Here is a 16,686-nt window from a genome sequence, read left to right on the forward strand (position 1 = left end):
GATGGTGCAGATGGCAGAATGGACTGACCAATAACTGGCGCCCATTCCGGCGCGCCCGTCCCGACCAGGAGACCACCATGATCCATTGTTACTTCACCTTTGCGCCCAACCCCATGAAGGTGCTGCTAATGCTGGAGGAAACCGGTCTGCCGTACACCCCGGTGCCAATCGACACACGCCGGGGCGAGCAGTTTGCGCCGGAGTTCCTGGCGATCAACCCGAATGCAAAGGTGCCGGCGATCGTGGACGAAGGCAAGGCGGTGTTCGACAGCAATGCGATCCTGCTGTACCTGGCGGAGAAGACTGGCCAGTTCCTGCCTGATGACACGCACCGGCATGAGTTGCTCTCTTGGCTGATGTTCATCGCTTCGGGCATCGGGCCCTTCTCGGGGCAGGCGGTGCATTTCCGCCACCACATGAAGGAAGAGAACGTGTACGCGCTGAACCGCTACGACTTCGAGGCCAACCGCCACTGGAACCTGATTGAAGAACGCCTCTCGCGGCAGACCTGGCTGGTGGGCAACCAGTACTCGATCGTGGACATGGCCTGCTGGGGCTGGGCGCGGCTCATGCCGCATGTGCTCGGGGGCGACGAGAAGGCCTTGTGGGAACGCTTCCCCCACATCCAGCGGTTGATCTCCACCATCAGCAGCCGGCCGGCGGTGGCCCGCATCGACGCCTTGAAGCGCCAGCACACCTTCAAGGCTGAAAACGACGCCGAAGCGCGCAAGCACATGTTCCCCCAACTGGCCCGCCTCCAGCTCACCTAACCGTTCTCTCGCACCTTCCGGTACGCCGGGCGTGCCATGCAGCGCACCAGCCAGGCCTGCGTGAGCGGGTGAGCATCCATCAGCCTGGTGGAAGGCCGAGCCCAGTTCAACACACTGGCCACGCACAGATCGGCCACGGTGAAACGCCGGGCCGCCAGGTGCGCCATGCCGGCGGCCTGCTGACGTGACAGGTGTTGTTCGATCACCCGAAACGGCACCGCCAGGCGCCTTTCAGCCGCGTCGGCCAGCTCGGGCTTGCGGCGCTCCTCGGGCATCGCATGGCGGTGCATCAGCACCGTCAGCGCATCGGCTTCGGTCTCGGTCATGGTCCAGAAGCTCCAACGCAGCGCTTCGGCGTCTTCCTTCGGCGTGGCGGGGCTGATGCTCGCGCCGTCGGCTGGCCCATGGTGGCGGGCGATGTAGAGCGCGCAAGCCATGCTCTCCCACAACACCACATCGCCCTCGGGCCGGGCGTCCACCACCGCAGGCACGTGGCCATTGGGGTTGATCGCCAGAAACTCGGGGGTGCGTGTGGCGCCGCCCTGGTACGGCAGCGCCACGTGTCGGAAAGTGATGCCGAGCTCGGTGGCGGCCCACAGCGGGCGCACGGCGCGCGAGGCGGGAATGCCGTAAATGGTGAGGCTCATGAATGCGCGGTGCTCAACCCAGCTGGCGGCACAGCGCCATCAGGTCGGGCACGGTGGTGTGCGGCTGCAGCGGCGCGTGATCCCATGCGTGGCCACCCCGGTTCAGCCAGGCCACCTGCATGCCGGCGCCGAGTGCGCCCACGGCGTCCAGGTGCGCGTCGTCGCCCACGTGCAGCACGGCATGGGAGGGCACGCCGGCGGCCTCTGCGGCGGCGTGGAAGATGCGCGCATCGGGCTTGCCCACACCAAACACGTGCGCACTCAACGCGGCGCGGAAGTGCTGGCCCAGGCCCACGCGGTGCACATCCGCATTGCCGTTGGACAAGGCCACCACCGGGTAGCGGCTGGCCAGCCATTCGAGCGCGGGCAAGGCGTCTTCAAACAACTCCACGCGCTGGCGCTCGGCAAAGAAGATGTCGAACGCGGCTTCGGCAAGCGCGGGGTCGTCGCCCTCTCGCTGCAGCACCAGCCGGATCGATTCGCGGCGCAGCGCACTCATGTCGTTCGCCAGCTCGGGCCGCAAGGTGTGCATCTGGTTGCGCACTTCGCGCAGCGCCACCGGGTCGCCCCACTTAGCGGCGGTGGCCGGCGCGTGCTCCAGCAGCCAGGCGGCAAGCGCCGCTTCGGCGCGCTCGATGGTCGGCCAGATGGGCCAGAGCGTGTCGTCCAGATCCAGGGTGATGGCGCGAACCCGGGAAGGGTCCAGCGTGGTGGCGGTGTGGGCCGCTGGGGTACTCGGGGGCGTGTTCATGCTTGCGAGAGAATAGCGCATGCCATTCAAGACCGAACCGCCCTACTCCCACGGCCAGACCGCCCGCACTGCGGTGCTGCTGTGCAACCTGGGCACCCCGGACGAACCCACCCCCGCAGCGCTCCGGCGCTACCTCGCCGAGTTCCTGGGAGACCCCCGGGTGGTCGAGATTCCGCGACCCATCTGGCTGCTGATCCTGCACGGCATCATCCTGCGGGTGCGGCCGAAAAAATCGGCGGCGAAGTACGCCGGCATCTGGATGCCCGAAGGCTCGCCCCTGAAGGTGTGGACCGAAAAACAGGCCACGCTGCTGCGCGGCTACATGGGTGAACGAGGGCACCAGGTGACGGTGCGCTACGCCATGCGCTATGGCAACCCTTCTATCGCGTCGGTGATGGACGAGCTTCAGGCCGAAGGCGTGACGCGCGTGCTGGTGCTGCCCGCCTACCCGCAGTACAGCGGCACCACCACCGCCAGCGTGGTCGACGGCATCATGAACTGGGCGCGCAACGTGCGCCACCTGCCCGAGCTGCGCTTCGTCAACCGCTACCACGACGACGCCGGCTACATCCAGGCACTGGCGCGCACCATCCGCGCCCACTGGGCCGCGCATGGGCAGGGAGATCAACTGGTGATGAGCTTTCACGGCGTGCCCGAGCGCACGCTGCAGCTGGGCGACCCTTACCACTGCGAATGCCACAAGACCGCACGGCTGCTGGCCGAACAGCTCGGTCTGGCGAAAGACCGCTACAAGGTCACCTTCCAGTCGCGCTTCGGCAAGGCCAAATGGCTCGAGCCCTACACCGAGCCCACCCTGATCGAGCTCGCGGAGAAGGGCCTGAAGAGCGTGGACGTGGTCTGCCCCGGCTTCACCAGCGACTGCCTGGAAACGCTGGAAGAGATCAACATGGAAGCGCGCGAGGCGTTTCTGCACGCTGGCGGCGAACGCTTTGCCTACATTCCCTGCGTCAACGACCACCCCGAATGGATTCGGGCTCTGGCCGATGTGGCCGAGCGGCACCTGCAGGGTTGGGACACGAAGCTGGCCGACAACCCCATGGAGCTGCAAGCCAGTCGCGAACGCGCGCTGGCGATGGGTGCGAAGGACTGAACCTGTTTCGTTCGGGCTGAGCCCATCTCCGTTCAGGCTGAGCCCATCTCCGTTCGGGCTGAGCCTGTCGAAGCCGCGACAGGCTCACAACCAGCGGTTGTCGAAGATCACCCTGCCCGGCACGTGATCCGCCTGGTCGAAGTAGTTGATGGGCGCGTTCACCAGCTCTTCTGGATCAACGTCGTCCAGCGTGGGCACGTGGATGGCGTGGAAGCGGCCGCCCAGTTGCTCGAGCTCGCCCGAGGCGTACAGCCGCACGCCGCAGCGCGAACAGAAACGGTACGTCAGCCCCGGCGCATCCTGACCCGGCGGCACCCACTCGTAGTTGCTGAGCACGTCATCGCCAGCCAGCAAGTTGAAGTCGGCGTCTTTCACGAACAGAAACCAGGCCCGCGCCTTGGTGCAGATGGAGCAGTTGCATCGGTTCGAGCCTGCGGACACATCGAACGTGGCCTCGTAGCGCACGGCCTGGCAATGGCAGCTGCCTTGATAGCGGCGATAAGTCATTGAGCACCTCACTGGTTGCATTTAAATATCGGTATTCTGCCGCAAACTGATCTTTAAATGCAACCAGTATAAAATCCGCACCATGCGAACCGACCAGCGATCCACCTGCCCCATCAGCACCGCACTCGAAATCATCGGTGACCGGTGGACACTGCTGGTGGTGCGCGATCTGATGTTCGCGGGCAAGCGCCACTTCAGGGAATTCCTCCAGTCCGAAGAAGCCATTGCCAGCAACGTGCTGGCGAGCCGCCTCGCCACGCTGGTGGAGAACGGCATCGTCACACGGGAGGGCGATCCCTCGCATGCACAGAAAGCGATCTACAGCCTGACCGAGAAAGGCCTGGAGCTGCTGCCCGTGGTGGTGGCCATGAGCGCGTGGACGCAGAAGCATCACCCCGATACGCGCCGCCCCGAGGCCGCGGAGCTGGTGGCGCTGGCGCCGCGCGCGATGGCGAAACTGCAGGCGGAGTTGAAGCGGGAACACGGGATCGACTGAGGCCGGCCCCGATGTCACTCTCTCTTTCCGTGGCCGGGCCCGTCTTCATTCAGGCCATGTTCCTGAGCTTTGGTCTCATCGTGGCCATTGGTGCGCAGAACGCTTTCGTGCTGCGCCAGGGCCTGCGCCGAGAACACGTGGGCAGCGTGGTGGTGTTCTGCGCTGTGGCCGATGCACTGCTCATTGCGGCGGGCGTGCTGGGCATGGCCCAGGCGCTCGGCAACAGCCCCGGTGTGGCGCGTGCCCTGGCCGTGGCCGGCGCCTGCTTTCTGGCGGTGTATGGATGGCGTGCACTCAGCCGTGCCCGCCAGCCGCAATCCCTGAAGGCGGGTGAAGCCGGAGCCGCATTGAGCCTGGGCGCTGCGCTGGCGCAGGCAGCAGCGTTCACGCTGCTCAATCCGCACGTCTACCTGGACACCGTGCTGCTGGTGGGCAGCATCGGCGCTCAACAGCCCGCCGAGCTGCGCGGCTGGTTCGTGGCAGGCGCGAGCACGGCCAGCGCGCTGTGGTTCTGCTTGCTGGGGTTCGGTGCGCGCTGGCTTGCACCATGGTTTGCCCGCCCCCGGGCCTGGCAGGTGCTCGACGGCCTGATCGGCGTGACCATGTGGGTGCTGGCTGCCCTCTTGCTGCGCCACGCCGTGGCAACTGCCTGACGCTACAAAGGCTCTTCCCTCGCGAACCGAACCACCGTCACCCCCGCACGCGCCTGCCGCACCGAGGGCATGACCAGTACGCAGTGGTCGTATGGCGTGGTGACCAGATCACCATCGTTGTCGCCAATGGGCGTGCCAGCCCTTTCGATTACTTGAAGGCCTTCATACGAATCGAGAAAGCGAAAGGCACTGCTGCGCGCCGTCACGCCACCCGTCACGCGCAGCACGCGTTGCCGATCCGGATCGGTTCGCCGCCATCCTGGCAAGGCGTGGGCTGCAGTGGCTGCATCGATGACCTCTGAAGCCACCAGAAAGCGAACCGACACGTCCTGCGCCACCTCGCGGCTCGCCTCTTCGCCGTGAAAGCCGCACTCCACGAGCAGCGAGCGCGTGTCGCTGGCATGGGCATCTGGCAGGCCAAAGCGCCCGAAATCTCGCAAGCGAGTGCCGTCCTTGTGGCCTTCGTCCACCACCACATGCTTCGGTGCGCCGAGCTTCTTCGCCAGTTCGAGATTGCGCGCATGGAGCCCCGTGAGCAACAAGGCATCGCCTCGCTCGTGCATGGAATGCAGGTCCAGCAGCCAGTCGGCGCGTTGCACGAACGGCAGCAGTTCCAGCGCGCGCCGCCGCTCCAGCGTGCACCCGTCTGCCAGCCGCTCAGCGCTCCACTGCCGGTTCAGGTCTTCATCGACGAACCTTGAAGCATCGAAGGCAGCGGGATCGAAACGGTCGAACGCGGCGAGGTTGCAGAAGGCCAGGGTGAGGCGCCCACGCGCAGGGCGCACACCGGCCTGCAGCAAGCCCTTCAAGGTCCAGGCACCGCACAGCTCGTTGCCGTGCACGAGCGCAGTGACCATCGCATGGCAGCCGGGCAGGCCGGAATCGAAATGCCAGACGCCTTCGGTCCCGGTGTTGCCCGCACGCCAGGCGCTGATGTCGGGCAGCGCCAGTTCAAACTGCAAGCCCTTCATTCCTTGATCTTGGCGAAGTCCACCACCTTCTGGTATTTGGCCGTCTCGTCGGCCAGGAAGCGCGGCATGTCCACGTCCAGCGGGGCAATGGTCGAGCCCGCAGCTTCCAGGGTCTTGCGGAACTCGGGTGTCTGCAGGATGTCGTTGAGCGCGGCACGCAGCCGATTGAGGATGGGCGCTGGGAGCCTGGGCGGCGCCATCAACGCAAACCACACACTGATGTCCATGTTCTTGAGTTTCGGGGTCTCCGCAAGGGCTGGAATCTCGGGCGCGGCAGCCGAGCGGGTCTTTTCCGTGACGCCCAGCGCCACCACCTTGCCGCTGCGAATGAGCGGCAGGCCGCTGGAGAGCACGAACACGCCGTATTCCAGCGTGCCACCCAGCAGATCGGTGGTGAGCGGCCCCACGCCCCGATACGGGATGTGCGTCAGGAACAAACCTCCCTGCTCCTTCACCATCTCGCCGGCGAGATGCAGTGCCGTGCCGATGCCGCTGCTGCCATAGCTGAAGCGGCCCGGCTTGCCCTGCACCGTGGCCAGGAATTGACTGGCGTCTTTGGAGCCGGTGGAGGGCGAAGCGACGAGCACCATGGGTTGTGAGGCCACCAGACCGATCGGCGTGAAGTCCTGGTAGCTGTACTTCACCGTGGCGGGCGTGATCAGCCGGTTGATCGCGATCTCGTTGTTCGCGCCGACGAACAGCGTGTAGCCGTCGGCCGGCGCGCGCGTGGCGCGCATGGCGGCAATGGCGCCCCCTGCGCCGCCCACGTTTTCCACCACCACCGGCACACCCAGCTTCTTCGCAAGTTGATCGGCCACGGCCCGGCCCGTGAGGTCGGTGCTGCCTCCCGGTGGATAGCCCACCAGCACGGTGATGGGCTTGTTTGGGTACGCCGCTTCCTGGGCCAAGGCCGTGGTGGTTGCAAGGTTGAGTGCCAGGATGGGGGCGATGGCGAGGGCGAGTGGGTACTTCATGGTGTTTCTCCTTGGATGCCCGAATTCTGGTTTCGGGAAACAACGCTGTTGTGCCGTTTCGGCACATCGCCTTGCCGAAACGTACCGCTCAACCTGGATCGACGGTCTGCCAGAACGCTTCTGCCGCTGGCGAAAGCTTGCGCTTCGCGCGCACCATGCGCACCTCGAATCCGATCTCCAGCGCCTTGCTGCCCACCGGCGCGAGCTGCTTCGCCCTGCATGCACCCACCGCCAACGACCACGGCAACCACGCCACGCCGAGGCCCTTGAGGGCGTACTCCAGCAGCGCGTCGGCCGAATCGCATTCCACCGTTTCCATCAGCTTCGGAGCCTTCGGGTGGTTGCTCAGGTGGTCGCGCACCAGGCGCCCCAGCGCCAGTGTTTCGGCATAGGCCAGGTAGGGCACGGCCTCCGTCTGATCGAAGCTGAACGCGGCTTGCCCCAACGCGTTGACCTTGCCCACAGGCACCAGCCGATCACTCGCCACCCGGCGTTGCAGGTACTGATGCGAACTCAGCCGCATGGCGATCTGCGGGTGGTGGTAGGTCAGCATGAAGTCCGCTTCGCCGCGCTCGAAACGCTGCAATGTCTCTGCCATGGAGCCGGTGCGCACGACCACGCGCACACCCGCGCGCTGCCGACGTATGCGAGAAAGCCAGTCGGCCGCCACCGTTCGTGCCAGCGTGCGACCGGTGGACAGCGTCACTGTTGCGGTGGCTCCCTCGACATCCGTTCCCGCGATCTCGCTGCGCGCCTGCGCCATGGCCGGCACCATCTGCAGCGCGTAACCCAGCAGCTTCTCGCCCTGGGTCGTCAGTTTCACCGAGGTCCCACGCCGCTCGATCAGGGGCGCGCCGGCCCAGGCCTCCAGCGCCTTGATGCGCCGTCCGAAGGCCGGGTGGGTCACATGCCGCTGTTCGGCGGCGCGTGTGAGGCTGCCCGTGTGGGACAGGGCGATCAGGTCTTCAAGCCATTTGGTCTGCATGGGGCGACTTTAGTGGCCATTCAGGCAAACGGGTGCGTCAGAATTTCGCGCGACTCAGGCGACCTCCGGCGAGAGCGCGTGAATGGCCTGGAATTGCGTAAGGAATACCTGCCCGCTGAGGTGCTGCAGGAATTCGGTGTTCTTCAGCCGGTCCATCACGGGGCCCTTCACTTCGGAAAGATGCAGTCTGAGCCCCGCACCGCGCAGTCGCTGGTCGATCGTTTCCAGGCTTTCGAGGGCGCTGGCATCGATGTCGTTGATGGCCGAGCATTGCAGCACCACATGCTCCAGCGCTGGGCGCTTGGCCACGGCGTTGTTGATGCGGTCTTCCAGCGCGCGTGAGTTGGCAAAGTACAGGCTCTCGTCGACCCGGAGGCTCAACACCTTGGGGCTGGTCACCACGGTGTGGCGCTGCACGTTGCGGAAATGTTCGGTGCCTGCAACCAGGCCCACCTCGGCCATGTGCGGCCGGCTGGTGCGGAACAGGTAGAGCGCCAGCGACACCGCCACCCCCACGACCAGGCCGGTCTCCACGCCGATGGCCAGTGTGGCCAGCAAGGTGGCGAGCACCGCAACAAAGTCCGACTTTGCGTAGTTCCAGGTCTTGCGCAGGATGCTGAAATCCACCAGCGACAACACCGCCACCACGATGGTGGCGGCCAGCGTGGCCTGTGGCAGGTAATACAGCGCCGGGGTGAGGAACAGCGAAGCCAGCAGGATGCCCACAGCCGTGAACACGCCGGCCGCCGGGGTCTGCGCGCCGGCATCGAAGTTCACCACAGATCGCGCGAAACCCCCTGTGACCGGAAAGCCCCCGGTGAACGCGGCGCCCAGGTTGCTCGCACCCAGCGCCACCAGTTCCTGGTCGGGCTCGATGCGCTGGCGCCGCTTGGCCGCCAGGGTCTGCCCCACCGAAACCGATTCCACGAACCCCACCACGCTGATCAGCAGCGCGGGCACCATCAGTTGTTGCCACAAGCTCAGGTCCCACAGCGGCAGCGTGAACGGCGGCAGGCCTTGGGGCACGGTGCCCACGATCTTCACGCCCTGCCCTTGCCAGTCCAGCGCCCAGGTGAGCAGCGAGGTCACGGCAATCGCCGCCACCGGTCCTGTCTTGGCCACCACATCGGCCAGCCGCGGCTTCAGGCCCATGCGTTGCAGCAGCGGCTTCAACCCGCTGCGCACCCAGAACAGAAAGGCGACCGTGGCCGCGCCGATCGTCAGTGTCAGTGCGTGCACCTGCCCAAGCTGTGACAGCAGCGACACGCTCAGGTCCAGAAAGTTGTGCCCCTCGGCCTTGACCCCCATCAGCGTCTTGAGCTGGCTGGCCGCAATCAGGATGCCGGAGGCGGAGATGAAGCCGGAGATGACCGGATGGCTGAGGAAATTGGCCAGAAAACCCAGGCGCAGCAGACCCATGACCAGAAGGAGCACGCCCGAAAGAAAGGCCAGCGTGATGGCCACCGCCCAGTATTCGGGTGACCCTGCCACGGCATGTTCGCCAATGGCAGCAGCCGTCATGAGCGAGACCACCGCCACCGGCCCCACGGCCAGCACTCGGCTGGTGCCGAACACCGCATAGAGGAGCAACGGCGCCACGCTGGCATACAACCCCACTTCGGGCGGCAAGCCCGCGAGCATGGCGTAGGCCAGGCTCTGCGGGATAAGCATGATGGTGACGATGACCGCCGCCACGCCGTCGCCCAGCAGCGTCTCGCGGTTGTAGGCGCGGCCCCACTGCAGGATGGGAAGTGAAGGCAGCATCAGGCTCCGATGCGCTGGCGGAAACCGCTGCGCTCGGCAATCTCGAAGATCACCATGCCCGCAAGCATGGCCGCCACGAACACCGCCGCCTTCACCTCACCCGAGGCCATGGAGACAATGCCCGGACCCGGGCAGAAGCCCGCGAGGCCCCAGCCTGCGCCAAAGGTCAGCCCACCGATGACGAGGCGCTTGTCGATCTGGTTCGCCTTCGGCAGATGCAAGGCCCCACCCAGAAGACTGGTGGTGCGTTTGCGAGCGAGTGCAAAGGCGAAGAAGCCCACGGCGATGGCTCCGCCCATGACGAAGGCCAGCGAAGGATCCCAGTTGCCGAACAGGTCCAGGAAACCGAGCACCTTGCCCGGGTCGGTCATGCCCGAGAGCAAGAGACCAAGGCCAAAGAGCAGGCCCACAAAAAATTCGGTGATGCGGTGCATGTGCAAGCTCCTTAAAGAACGTGGCGAACCAGGAAGACCATGGCAAAACCCGCCCCCATGAAGGCCAGCGTGGCCACCAGCGAGCGAGGCGAAAGGCGCGAGAGACCGCAGACACCGTGACCACTGGTGCAGCCCGAGCCGTAGCGCGTACCCAGGCCCACCAGCAGGCCGGCCGCCACGATGGTGGCGAACCCCGCGTCGATGCGCGGCGCCTGCGCAAAGCCTTCGGGCGCCAGCAAGCCATAAGCCAGCGGCGCCGCCAGCATGCCCAGCAGAAAGGCCACGCGCCAGCCGGCGTCGCCAGCCTTCGGGGGCAAGAGGCCGCCCAGAATGCCGCTGATGCCCAGCACCCGGCCATTGAGCAGGATGAACAAGGCAGACGCCACGCCCAGCAGAATGCCGCCGGACAGAGAGGCCCACGGCGTGAAGTTGTTCCAGTCGATGTTCATTGCTTTTTCCTCGGTTGTTCGCAGAACTGCGCGTAAAGCACCTGCATCACGGCCAGCGCCTGAGGGCTGTCGAGCAGGTAATAAATGTTCTTGCCTTCGCGGCGCGTGCTCACCAGCGCTTCTTCGCGCAGCACGGTGAGCTGTTGCGACAGCGTGGGCTGCACGATGCCCAGCAACTCTTCAAGCTCGCCCACGCGGTGTTCGCCCTGAGAAAGCTGGCAGAGGATCAACAGGCGGTCCGGGTTGGACAGCACCTTCATGAGCCGACAGGCATCGGCCGCAGCCGCCTGCATGTCGTCGAGGTCAAGGGTGGCGTTCTTCATCGCATCGGTTCTCCAGTTCATTGATTTCGCAAAGTATATTGACAGACAATATATTTGTCAATATACTATCTACAACTTATATGAAAGACCTTGTCATGAACCCACCCAGCACCCTTCCACAAGTGCACGGCCAGTTCGATCCCGCCACCTGGACCGTGACTTACGTCGTTCACAACGGCCCGGGCAGCGAAGCCGCCATCATCGATTCGGTGCTCGACTACGACCCCAAGTCGGGCCGCACGCAGCACACATCGGCCGACAAGGTCATTGAGTACGTGCGCGCCCACGACCTGAAGGTGCGCTGGATCCTGGAAACCCATGCCCACGCCGACCATCTCTCGGCAGCGCCGTATTTGCGCGCCCAGCTCGGCGGAAAGATCGGCATCGGCGGCAACATCACCACCGTGCAGAAGGTGTTCAAGGGTGTCTTCAACCTGGAGCCCGGCTTCAAGCAGGACGGCTCTCAGTTCGACCACCTCTTCAAAGAAGGCGAACTCATTCCGCTCGGCGCACACTCGGGCGAGGTGATGTTCGTGCCAGGCCACACACCGGCCTGCGCGGCCTACCGATTTGGCGATGCGGTCTTCGTGGGCGACACCCTCTTCATGCCCGACGTGGGCACGGCGCGCTGCGACTTCCCTGGCGGCGACGCCCGCGCGCTGTATGCCTCCACCCGCAAGCTGCTGAGCCTGCCAGCCGAGACGCGGCTGTTCATGTGCCACGACTACCCGCCGGACGACCGCGAAGTGGCCTTCGAGACCACCGTGGCCGAACAACGCGCGAAAAACATCCACGTGCACGACGGTGTGAGCGAAGACGAGTTCGTGGCCATGCGCACAAAGCGCGACGCCACCCTGGAGATGCCCACGCTCATCCTGCCCTCGGTGCAGGTCAACATTCGCGCCGGCGAGCTGCCGCCCAAGGAAGACAACGGCGTGGCCTACCTGAAGATCCCCCTGAACGCGCTCTGATTGAGCGCATCCCTTGTCCTAAACCACCATCACCTCTGGAGAACTCTCATGACCAAGAACGTCGGCGGCATCGACCGCACCCTGCGCATCGTCATTGGCCTGGCGCTCATTGCGGCTGCGGCCACCAGCACCATCGGCCTGTGGGGCTACATCGGTGTGGTGCCACTCCTCACTGGTCTCATCGGCTGGTGCCCGCCCTACGCCATGTTCGGGTTCAACACCTGTTCGATGAAGAAGCCATGACGGCGGTCTCCGTTTCGCTGCAGCAGCAAGCTGACTACCGCTTCGAGATCCACTTCGGCGACAGCATCCCGCTGCTGATCGCCGACGAACCCGCGCCGCTGGGCCAGGGCGAAGGCCCGTCGCCCGCGCAACTCCTGTGTGCATCCGTGGGCAATTGCCTGAGCGATTCGCTGCTGTTTGCGCTGCGCAAGTTCAAGCAAGCCCCCGAGCCGCTGCGCTGTGAAGTGCAGGCCGATGTCGGTCGGAATGAGCAAGGCAGACTGCGCATCCTGGGCGTTCACGCGAACATCAAACTGGGTGTGTCAGCGGATTCACTTCAGCACCTGGATCGCGCGCTGGCTCAGTTCGAGGAGTTCTGCACTGTGACGCAGAGTGTGAGGCAGGCGATCCCGGTGCGCGTGAGCGTGATCGACGCAGACGGCGCGATGTTGCGCGATACAACCTGAACCATCATGAAAACCGCACACGATCTCGTTCTCGCCGCCAAGGCCCAATGCACCGAGGTGCCGGTGAAGGACGCGCCTGCGGCCGTTCTCGCGGCCGACATCGTCATTGACGTGCGCGAGCCCGACGAATACGCCGCCGGCCATCTGGCTGGCGCCATCAACATTCCGCGTGGCCTGCTCGAATTCAAGCTCTCGAGTACGCCGACCCTGGAAAGACGCGACCTCAACGTGGTGCTCTACTGCAAGACCAGCGGTCGGGCTGCGCTGGCGGCCGTTGCCATGCAGAGCATGGGTTACCTCAACGTGGTGTCGGTGGCCGGCGGCTTCGAGGCATGGGTGGCTGCAGGGGAGCCGATTGTCAAACCGGCGACGCCTGTCTTCGAGTGAACCTCAGTCCGGCTGCGCCTCTGCAGGCGACTCCTTCTTCCGCTCCTCCAGCCGGTTGCGCAACACGCCGTTGATCTCCGCGCCGAAGATCAGTGTGGTTGCGCTGATGTAGAGAAACACCAGCGTGGCCACCACGCCCGCGAAGCTGCCATAAAGCAGCGCCAGCTTTCCGGCGGTACGCAAGGTGTAAGACAGCGCAGCGGCCGCGCCCACCCACATGGCCGCACCCACCAGCGCGCCGGGCAGCACCGTGTAGATGCGCTGGCGGATGTCGGGCAGCCAGCCGTACATCAGGGCGTACAAAGCCACCAGCACCAGGTAGGCCAGCGCATAACGCACCGCGTGGCGGACCCAGTGCACATCGGGGCCGTCGCCCACGTTGTCGGCCAGCACTTGCCACACGTAGGGCAGGATCACCACCGAGCTGAACGCCACCAGAATCGCAGAGCCCACGATCACGGTGAACAACGTGACCTTGATGCGAGCTTTCCAGAACGCCAGGCCGCGTTCGATGCCGTAGGCGCGGTTCAAGGCTGAGCGAATCGCCTGCATGCCGGAAGAGGCGGTCCACAGCGTCACCACCACACCGATGGCCAGCAGCGCCTGGTTGCGCTGAGCCAGCACCTGGTCGATGACGGGCTGCATCACCTCGCGCACGAGTTGTGGTGCGTACTCCATCACCCGGCTCGCGAGTTGCGCCGCATCCCCTGGCTTGCCGATGTAGCCGGCCGACGCTGACAGCAGGATGAGCAGCGGGAACATGGCCAGCACCGAAGAGAACGCCAGGCTGCCCGCCTGGTTCGCGCTCTGATGCAGGATGTAATTGCGGATGGCCAGCACCAGAACGCGCAGGCCCGGCGTGTTCAGCACGCGCTCCTTGATGCCGCGCCCTGCTTCCTGAATCCAGCCCATGGGCGCTGCCTCCGCGAACCGTCGGGTTATTTGATGCGGCGGCCCAGCGGCGTGAACCGCATCAGCTTGCTCAGGCCATCGCGACCCGTGGCCGCCCTCCCCACGAGCGCCGAACCCGCCAGCAAGCCGGCGGTGCGCAACAGAAACGACGGGCTCTTGCGTGTGATCACCCACGCAGCAATGCCCGCGCCCAGCACCAGCCAGTGTTCGCCGGCGGCGCCAGGGCGTGCATCGTCCACGTTTTTCAGCTTGCGCACGGGGGTGACTTGGGTGATTGCCGGAGCAGCGCGGCGTGTCCTCTCGACCATGATGAATCTCCTTGGATATTCGGAGTTTCAAACTTAACGTCTGGAGTGCATTTGATTTGTAGGACGAATCCGCTTCGCGCATCAGCGCCTCGCCATCCAGGCCTCCAGCGGCCAGCGCCCCTGGCCGCTGAGCACAGCCGCTGCCCAGGCCAGAAGCCACAACCCCAGGCAGAACACGACACTTTGCACGGTGGTGAACGCCAGCGCCAGACCCACGCCCGAGAACAGCGCCAGGCAGATCAGGCTGTGGCCCACATAGAGTGAAAGCGTGCGCTGGCCGAGCGGGCCAAGCCACTGGCACCAGCGCGCTTGACCCCCGTGAGATGCCAGGGCCAGGGCGATCGCATACCACGCCGCCATGGGCAGGGTGATCATTTCACCCAGGGTTTCCAGCCAGGGATTGAGGGTTTGGGTGGCAGGCGCCATGGCGTAACCCCAGCCGTAGGTAAAGCTCAATGCACACAGCGGCAGGCCGCCCACCAGCGACCAGCGTGTCAGAACGCCCCGCCAGCGGCGATGCGTGAGCAGCCTCAGGCGCGCCGCCGCCACACCGCAGGCCATGCAGAAATAGAGCACCGGCGCGGAAAAAGCCAAGGCCGACACTTGCGCCACCAGATAGGTGCTCGAGTTCAGCCACAGAAACTGCCCTGCACGCTGGACGGTGGAAAGAGACGCACCCTCCACCACCAGCGGCAGATCGGCCATCCTGAAGATCACCACCACCAGCAGCAACTTGCCCACCACCGCCCAGACCAGCGCCAACCGCAAATGGCGGCGAAACCGCTTCCACGGCATGTGCAACCGGCGCAGCAGTTGCCAGCCCACCAGCGCATACATGGTGAGGATGTCGCCCAGGTAGATGAACGCGCCGTGCAGCACGCCCAGCCACAGCAAACGGCGCTGGCGCACCACGCCGCGCTGCAGCGCCTCTGCCCGGGAACGCTGGCGAGCCGCCAGCCAGAGCCCCATGCCGAACACAAAAGCGAGCATGGTGTAGCCCTTGCCTTGCAGCAGGCCGGCCACGATGCCCTGAGTGGTCGCTGCCCAGGCGCTGTCAGGCGGCAGGCGCAAGCCCAGGTGCGGACCCACAGGCGCGATGGCATAGCCCACGGTGTTCACCACCAGCACGGCCACCAGGGCCAGGGCGCGCAGGGCGTCTGGCAGCGGCTGGCGATTGGGCCCGCTGCTCATGCGGTAGTCACGGGCGTCGTCATCGGGGATCGATGTCGAAATGCAGCACGTCTTCCCGCACACCCAGCTTGGTGTACAGCGCAATCGCCGGTGCGTCCACGTGGTCGGCCTGCACGAAGATCACGTAGGCTCCCCGCTCCCGCGCCACGCGTTTCAATTCTTCGATCAGCGCGGTGGCAATACCCTGGCGCCGGTGCGCTGCGTCCACAGCAAGGTCGTAGATGTAAATCTCCGAACGCGCTTGCTCGAACTTGCGCAGCACATACGCCGCCAGTCCGCCCACCACCTTCTCCCCGTCCAGTGCAGCCACGGCGACAAAGCTCACGCCGGACAACAGGTCGCGCAAGTAGGCGTCGTCCGGCTGGGCGCGTGTGTAGGTGGGAACGTCTTCAAAAGCCTCGCCGAACATCGCGAGCATGTCTCGCAGGATGCTCAGGTCGACTTCCGTCAACACAGATATGCGGTGTTTCATCTTCAGCATATGGCGGAGTTCAGAAAGTTGCCATTGTGCCGACGCGCCAACTTCACTCATGATGCGAACTCAGCCAGCAGGAGGGATGCCCACCATGACCACCACCACCCACCGCATCTTCAAGATGGCCTTCGCCAAGGTCTATCCCATGTACGTCCAGAAAGCGGAGCGCAAGGGCCGCACGAAAGCAGAAGTCGACGAGATCATCCGCTGGCTCACCGGCTACGACCAGGCTGGGCTGGAGCGGCAGATCGAACAGGGCAAGGACTTTGAAGCCTTCTTTGCCGAAGCGCCCGCCATCAACCCGAACATGTCGTTGATCACGGGCTCGGTTTGCGGCGTGAGGGTGGAAGCCGTGGAGGATCCGCTGATGCAGAAGATCCGGTACCTGGACAAACTGGTGGATGAGCTGGCGAAGGGGAAGAGGATGGAGAAGATCTTGCGGGCGTACCCAGAAGCCTGAAGACCCTACACGGACAGCGTCCGGAAGATGGTGTATCCCACCATCGCAAGCAACGAGAGCGCACTGATGCTCCAGAATGCGGATTCCTAGTGCTGGAAATGGGCAAGATGGGGAAAGTTCTTCCGCAGCAGCGCTAGGACGCAGCGTGCTGCCAATCGGTCCTGCCGGTGCGCATCAACACGAATGCGCCCAGAATCGTCCCAATGGGAAAGGCGAAAAGCAGCAGCACGCCCAGCGCGCGAGACAGGGTGCGGCCCCAGCTCCATCCCTGACGGACGCCCTTCAAAGCCAGTGCATGGAGCACGGGCAGCAGCCCGAAGATGGCCAGGAGGATCAATACACCGCCCAGGCTCGCCTTGTCGCCTGCCAGATGCACGGCAATCAACAGCACCGCGATCAGTCCATAGAAAGTGGCCAGACCCAGATGAATGCGAGCGAGGGACTTGTTCATCTTCTTT

24 protein-coding genes are annotated in these 16,686 nt (G+C 64.9%); 9 read left to right on the forward strand and 15 right to left on the reverse strand.

Features of this window, described 5'->3' with window-relative positions:
• Nucleotides 1-77 precede the first annotated feature (77 nt).
• On the forward strand, nt 78-770 hold the full coding sequence (locus CAP37_RS10820) for a glutathione S-transferase family protein (RefSeq protein WP_086124164.1): 693 nt from the start codon (nt 78-80) through the stop codon (nt 768-770).
• Here the strand turns inward: CAP37_RS10820 and CAP37_RS10825 are convergent.
• Entirely contained in the window at nt 767-1,417 is a 651-nt protein-coding gene (locus CAP37_RS10825) for a glutathione S-transferase family protein (protein ID WP_086124165.1), read from the reverse strand. The two genes, CAP37_RS10820 and CAP37_RS10825, sit on opposite strands and share 4 nt — an antisense overlap.
• 13 nt (nt 1,418-1,430) lie before the next feature.
• Nucleotides 1,431-2,168: an HAD family hydrolase gene (locus tag CAP37_RS10830; RefSeq protein ID WP_086124166.1), complete on the reverse strand. Its 738-nt coding sequence runs from the start codon at nt 2,166-2,168 to the stop codon at nt 1,431-1,433.
• Between the two features lie 19 nt (nt 2,169-2,187).
• On the opposite strand from CAP37_RS10830, the gene hemH reads away from it, so the two are divergent.
• Nucleotides 2,188-3,279 carry a ferrochelatase gene (gene hemH, locus CAP37_RS10835; protein WP_086124167.1) on the forward strand — a complete coding sequence of 364 codons (1,092 nt, stop codon included), beginning with the start codon at nt 2,188-2,190 and terminating at the stop codon, nt 3,277-3,279.
• Between the two features lie 84 nt (nt 3,280-3,363).
• On the opposite strand, the gene CAP37_RS10840 is transcribed toward hemH, so the two are convergent.
• Nucleotides 3,364-3,786: a GFA family protein gene (locus CAP37_RS10840; protein WP_086124168.1), complete on the reverse strand. Its 423-nt coding sequence runs from the start codon at nt 3,784-3,786 to the stop codon at nt 3,364-3,366.
• Nucleotides 3,787-3,868: 82 nt separating this feature from the next.
• Here CAP37_RS10840 and CAP37_RS10845 point away from each other — a divergent pair, with 82 nt between their 5' ends.
• On the forward strand, nt 3,869-4,282 hold the full coding sequence (locus CAP37_RS10845; RefSeq protein WP_086124169.1) for a helix-turn-helix domain-containing protein: 414 nt from the start codon (nt 3,869-3,871) through the stop codon (nt 4,280-4,282).
• Between the two features lie 11 nt (nt 4,283-4,293).
• Nucleotides 4,294-4,935, forward strand: coding sequence for a LysE/ArgO family amino acid transporter (locus CAP37_RS10850; RefSeq protein WP_086124170.1), 642 nt, complete (start codon nt 4,294-4,296; stop codon nt 4,933-4,935).
• Nucleotides 4,936-4,937: 2 nt separating this feature from the next.
• Here CAP37_RS10850 and CAP37_RS10855 read toward each other — a convergent pair whose 3' ends face one another.
• The 7 genes from CAP37_RS10855 to CAP37_RS10885 all read right to left on the reverse strand — a co-directional run bounded on the left by CAP37_RS10855 (nt 4,938) and on the right by CAP37_RS10885 (nt 10,835).
• Nucleotides 4,938-5,906 carry a succinylglutamate desuccinylase/aspartoacylase family protein gene (locus CAP37_RS10855; protein WP_086124171.1) on the reverse strand — a complete coding sequence of 323 codons (969 nt, stop codon included), beginning with the start codon at nt 5,904-5,906 and terminating at the stop codon, nt 4,938-4,940.
• Nucleotides 5,903-6,880, reverse strand: coding sequence for a tripartite tricarboxylate transporter substrate binding protein (locus CAP37_RS10860; protein WP_086124172.1), 978 nt, complete (start codon nt 6,878-6,880; stop codon nt 5,903-5,905). Before CAP37_RS10860 ends, CAP37_RS10855 begins: the two co-directional genes overlap by 4 nt.
• An 88-nt stretch (nt 6,881-6,968) precedes the next feature.
• Complete coding sequence (locus CAP37_RS10865; RefSeq protein ID WP_086124173.1) at nt 6,969-7,865, reverse strand: LysR family transcriptional regulator; 897 nt, start codon at nt 7,863-7,865, stop codon at nt 6,969-6,971.
• Between the two features lie 54 nt (nt 7,866-7,919).
• On the reverse strand, nt 7,920-9,629 hold the full coding sequence (locus CAP37_RS10870) for a SulP family inorganic anion transporter (RefSeq protein WP_086124174.1): 1,710 nt from the start codon (nt 9,627-9,629) through the stop codon (nt 7,920-7,922).
• Entirely contained in the window at nt 9,629-10,063 is a 435-nt protein-coding gene (locus CAP37_RS10875) for a DUF6691 family protein (RefSeq protein WP_086124175.1), read from the reverse strand. The genes CAP37_RS10870 and CAP37_RS10875 overlap by 1 nt, the downstream gene beginning before the upstream one ends.
• Nucleotides 10,064-10,074: 11 nt before the next feature.
• Complete coding sequence (locus CAP37_RS10880) at nt 10,075-10,512, reverse strand: YeeE/YedE family protein (protein ID WP_086124176.1); 438 nt, start codon at nt 10,510-10,512, stop codon at nt 10,075-10,077.
• On the reverse strand, nt 10,509-10,835 hold the full coding sequence (locus tag CAP37_RS10885; RefSeq protein WP_086124177.1) for a helix-turn-helix transcriptional regulator: 327 nt from the start codon (nt 10,833-10,835) through the stop codon (nt 10,509-10,511). The genes CAP37_RS10880 and CAP37_RS10885 overlap by 4 nt, the downstream gene beginning before the upstream one ends.
• Before the next feature lie 95 nt (nt 10,836-10,930).
• On the opposite strand from CAP37_RS10885, the gene CAP37_RS10890 reads away from it, so the two are divergent.
• Genes CAP37_RS10890 through CAP37_RS10905 form a run of 4 tightly spaced genes read left to right on the forward strand, consistent with a single transcriptional unit; the run spans nt 10,931 to nt 12,882 of the window.
• Entirely contained in the window at nt 10,931-11,806 is an 876-nt protein-coding gene (locus tag CAP37_RS10890) for an MBL fold metallo-hydrolase (RefSeq protein WP_086124178.1), read from the forward strand.
• 48 nt (nt 11,807-11,854) lie between these two features.
• Nucleotides 11,855-12,049, forward strand: coding sequence for a DUF2892 domain-containing protein (locus CAP37_RS10895; RefSeq protein WP_086124179.1), 195 nt, complete (start codon nt 11,855-11,857; stop codon nt 12,047-12,049).
• Complete coding sequence (locus tag CAP37_RS10900; protein ID WP_086124180.1) at nt 12,046-12,495, forward strand: OsmC family protein; 450 nt, start codon at nt 12,046-12,048, stop codon at nt 12,493-12,495. The genes CAP37_RS10895 and CAP37_RS10900 overlap by 4 nt, the downstream gene beginning before the upstream one ends.
• 6 nt (nt 12,496-12,501) lie before the next feature.
• Entirely contained in the window at nt 12,502-12,882 is a 381-nt protein-coding gene (locus CAP37_RS10905; RefSeq protein WP_086124181.1) for a rhodanese-like domain-containing protein, read from the forward strand.
• Between the two features lie 3 nt (nt 12,883-12,885).
• Here CAP37_RS10905 and CAP37_RS10910 read toward each other — a convergent pair whose 3' ends face one another.
• The 4 genes from CAP37_RS10910 to CAP37_RS10920 all read right to left on the reverse strand — a co-directional run bounded on the left by CAP37_RS10910 (nt 12,886) and on the right by CAP37_RS10920 (nt 15,765).
• Complete coding sequence (locus tag CAP37_RS10910; protein ID WP_179190187.1) at nt 12,886-13,794, reverse strand: YihY/virulence factor BrkB family protein; 909 nt, start codon at nt 13,792-13,794, stop codon at nt 12,886-12,888.
• A gap of 26 nt (nt 13,795-13,820) precedes the next feature.
• Nucleotides 13,821-14,102 carry a hypothetical protein gene (locus CAP37_RS21720; protein WP_179190188.1) on the reverse strand — a complete coding sequence of 94 codons (282 nt, stop codon included), beginning with the start codon at nt 14,100-14,102 and terminating at the stop codon, nt 13,821-13,823.
• An 81-nt stretch (nt 14,103-14,183) separates the two neighbouring features.
• Nucleotides 14,184-15,293 carry a DUF418 domain-containing protein gene (locus CAP37_RS10915; protein WP_086124183.1) on the reverse strand — a complete coding sequence of 370 codons (1,110 nt, stop codon included), beginning with the start codon at nt 15,291-15,293 and terminating at the stop codon, nt 14,184-14,186.
• A gap of 19 nt (nt 15,294-15,312) precedes the next feature.
• Complete coding sequence (locus tag CAP37_RS10920) at nt 15,313-15,765, reverse strand: AAC(3)-I family aminoglycoside N-acetyltransferase (RefSeq protein ID WP_373271089.1); 453 nt, start codon at nt 15,763-15,765, stop codon at nt 15,313-15,315.
• A 94-nt stretch (nt 15,766-15,859) separates the two neighbouring features.
• Here CAP37_RS10920 and CAP37_RS10925 point away from each other — a divergent pair, with 94 nt between their 5' ends.
• Nucleotides 15,860-16,228, forward strand: a complete 369-nt coding sequence (locus CAP37_RS10925) for a DUF2200 domain-containing protein (protein ID WP_086124943.1) — start codon at nt 15,860-15,862, stop codon at nt 16,226-16,228.
• Nucleotides 16,229-16,361: 133 nt separating this feature from the next.
• On the opposite strand, the gene CAP37_RS10930 is transcribed toward CAP37_RS10925, so the two are convergent.
• Nucleotides 16,362-16,679, reverse strand: coding sequence for a hypothetical protein (locus CAP37_RS10930; protein ID WP_086124185.1), 318 nt, complete (start codon nt 16,677-16,679; stop codon nt 16,362-16,364).
• Nucleotides 16,680-16,686 lie beyond the last annotated feature (7 nt).

Origin of the sequence: Hydrogenophaga sp. IBVHS1, assembly GCF_002127265.1 — a bacterium.
Lineage (GTDB): Bacteria > Pseudomonadota > Gammaproteobacteria > Burkholderiales > Burkholderiaceae_C > Hydrogenophaga.

Bases quoted from the DNA above. Each gene is read 5' to 3' on its own strand.
- CAP37_RS10820 (WP_086124164.1), top strand. From the start codon at position 78: ATGATCCATTGTTACTTCACCTTTGCGCCCAACCCCATGAAGGTGCTG.
- CAP37_RS10825 (WP_086124165.1), bottom strand. From the start codon at position 1,417: ATGAGCCTCACCATTTACGGCATTCCCGCCTCGCGCGCCGTGCGCCCG.
- CAP37_RS10830 (WP_086124166.1), bottom strand. From the start codon at position 2,168: ATGAACACGCCCCCGAGTACCCCAGCGGCCCACACCGCCACCACGCTG.
- hemH (WP_086124167.1), top strand. From the start codon at position 2,188: ATGCCATTCAAGACCGAACCGCCCTACTCCCACGGCCAGACCGCCCGC.
- CAP37_RS10840 (WP_086124168.1), bottom strand. From the start codon at position 3,786: ATGACTTATCGCCGCTATCAAGGCAGCTGCCATTGCCAGGCCGTGCGC.
- CAP37_RS10845 (WP_086124169.1), top strand. From the start codon at position 3,869: ATGCGAACCGACCAGCGATCCACCTGCCCCATCAGCACCGCACTCGAA.
- CAP37_RS10850 (WP_086124170.1), top strand. From the start codon at position 4,294: ATGTCACTCTCTCTTTCCGTGGCCGGGCCCGTCTTCATTCAGGCCATG.
- CAP37_RS10855 (WP_086124171.1), bottom strand. From the start codon at position 5,906: ATGAAGGGCTTGCAGTTTGAACTGGCGCTGCCCGACATCAGCGCCTGG.
- CAP37_RS10860 (WP_086124172.1), bottom strand. From the start codon at position 6,880: ATGAAGTACCCACTCGCCCTCGCCATCGCCCCCATCCTGGCACTCAAC.
- CAP37_RS10865 (WP_086124173.1), bottom strand. From the start codon at position 7,865: ATGCAGACCAAATGGCTTGAAGACCTGATCGCCCTGTCCCACACGGGC.
- CAP37_RS10870 (WP_086124174.1), bottom strand. From the start codon at position 9,629: ATGCTGCCTTCACTTCCCATCCTGCAGTGGGGCCGCGCCTACAACCGC.
- CAP37_RS10875 (WP_086124175.1), bottom strand. From the start codon at position 10,063: ATGCACCGCATCACCGAATTTTTTGTGGGCCTGCTCTTTGGCCTTGGT.
- CAP37_RS10880 (WP_086124176.1), bottom strand. From the start codon at position 10,512: ATGAACATCGACTGGAACAACTTCACGCCGTGGGCCTCTCTGTCCGGC.
- CAP37_RS10885 (WP_086124177.1), bottom strand. From the start codon at position 10,835: ATGAAGAACGCCACCCTTGACCTCGACGACATGCAGGCGGCTGCGGCC.
- CAP37_RS10890 (WP_086124178.1), top strand. From the start codon at position 10,931: ATGAACCCACCCAGCACCCTTCCACAAGTGCACGGCCAGTTCGATCCC.
- CAP37_RS10895 (WP_086124179.1), top strand. From the start codon at position 11,855: ATGACCAAGAACGTCGGCGGCATCGACCGCACCCTGCGCATCGTCATT.
- CAP37_RS10900 (WP_086124180.1), top strand. From the start codon at position 12,046: ATGACGGCGGTCTCCGTTTCGCTGCAGCAGCAAGCTGACTACCGCTTC.
- CAP37_RS10905 (WP_086124181.1), top strand. From the start codon at position 12,502: ATGAAAACCGCACACGATCTCGTTCTCGCCGCCAAGGCCCAATGCACC.
- CAP37_RS10910 (WP_179190187.1), bottom strand. From the start codon at position 13,794: ATGGGCTGGATTCAGGAAGCAGGGCGCGGCATCAAGGAGCGCGTGCTG.
- CAP37_RS21720 (WP_179190188.1), bottom strand. From the start codon at position 14,102: ATGGTCGAGAGGACACGCCGCGCTGCTCCGGCAATCACCCAAGTCACC.
- CAP37_RS10915 (WP_086124183.1), bottom strand. From the start codon at position 15,293: ATGAGCAGCGGGCCCAATCGCCAGCCGCTGCCAGACGCCCTGCGCGCC.
- CAP37_RS10920 (WP_373271089.1), bottom strand. From the start codon at position 15,765: ATGAAACACCGCATATCTGTGTTGACGGAAGTCGACCTGAGCATCCTG.
- CAP37_RS10925 (WP_086124943.1), top strand. From the start codon at position 15,860: ATGACCACCACCACCCACCGCATCTTCAAGATGGCCTTCGCCAAGGTC.
- CAP37_RS10930 (WP_086124185.1), bottom strand. From the start codon at position 16,679: ATGAACAAGTCCCTCGCTCGCATTCATCTGGGTCTGGCCACTTTCTAT.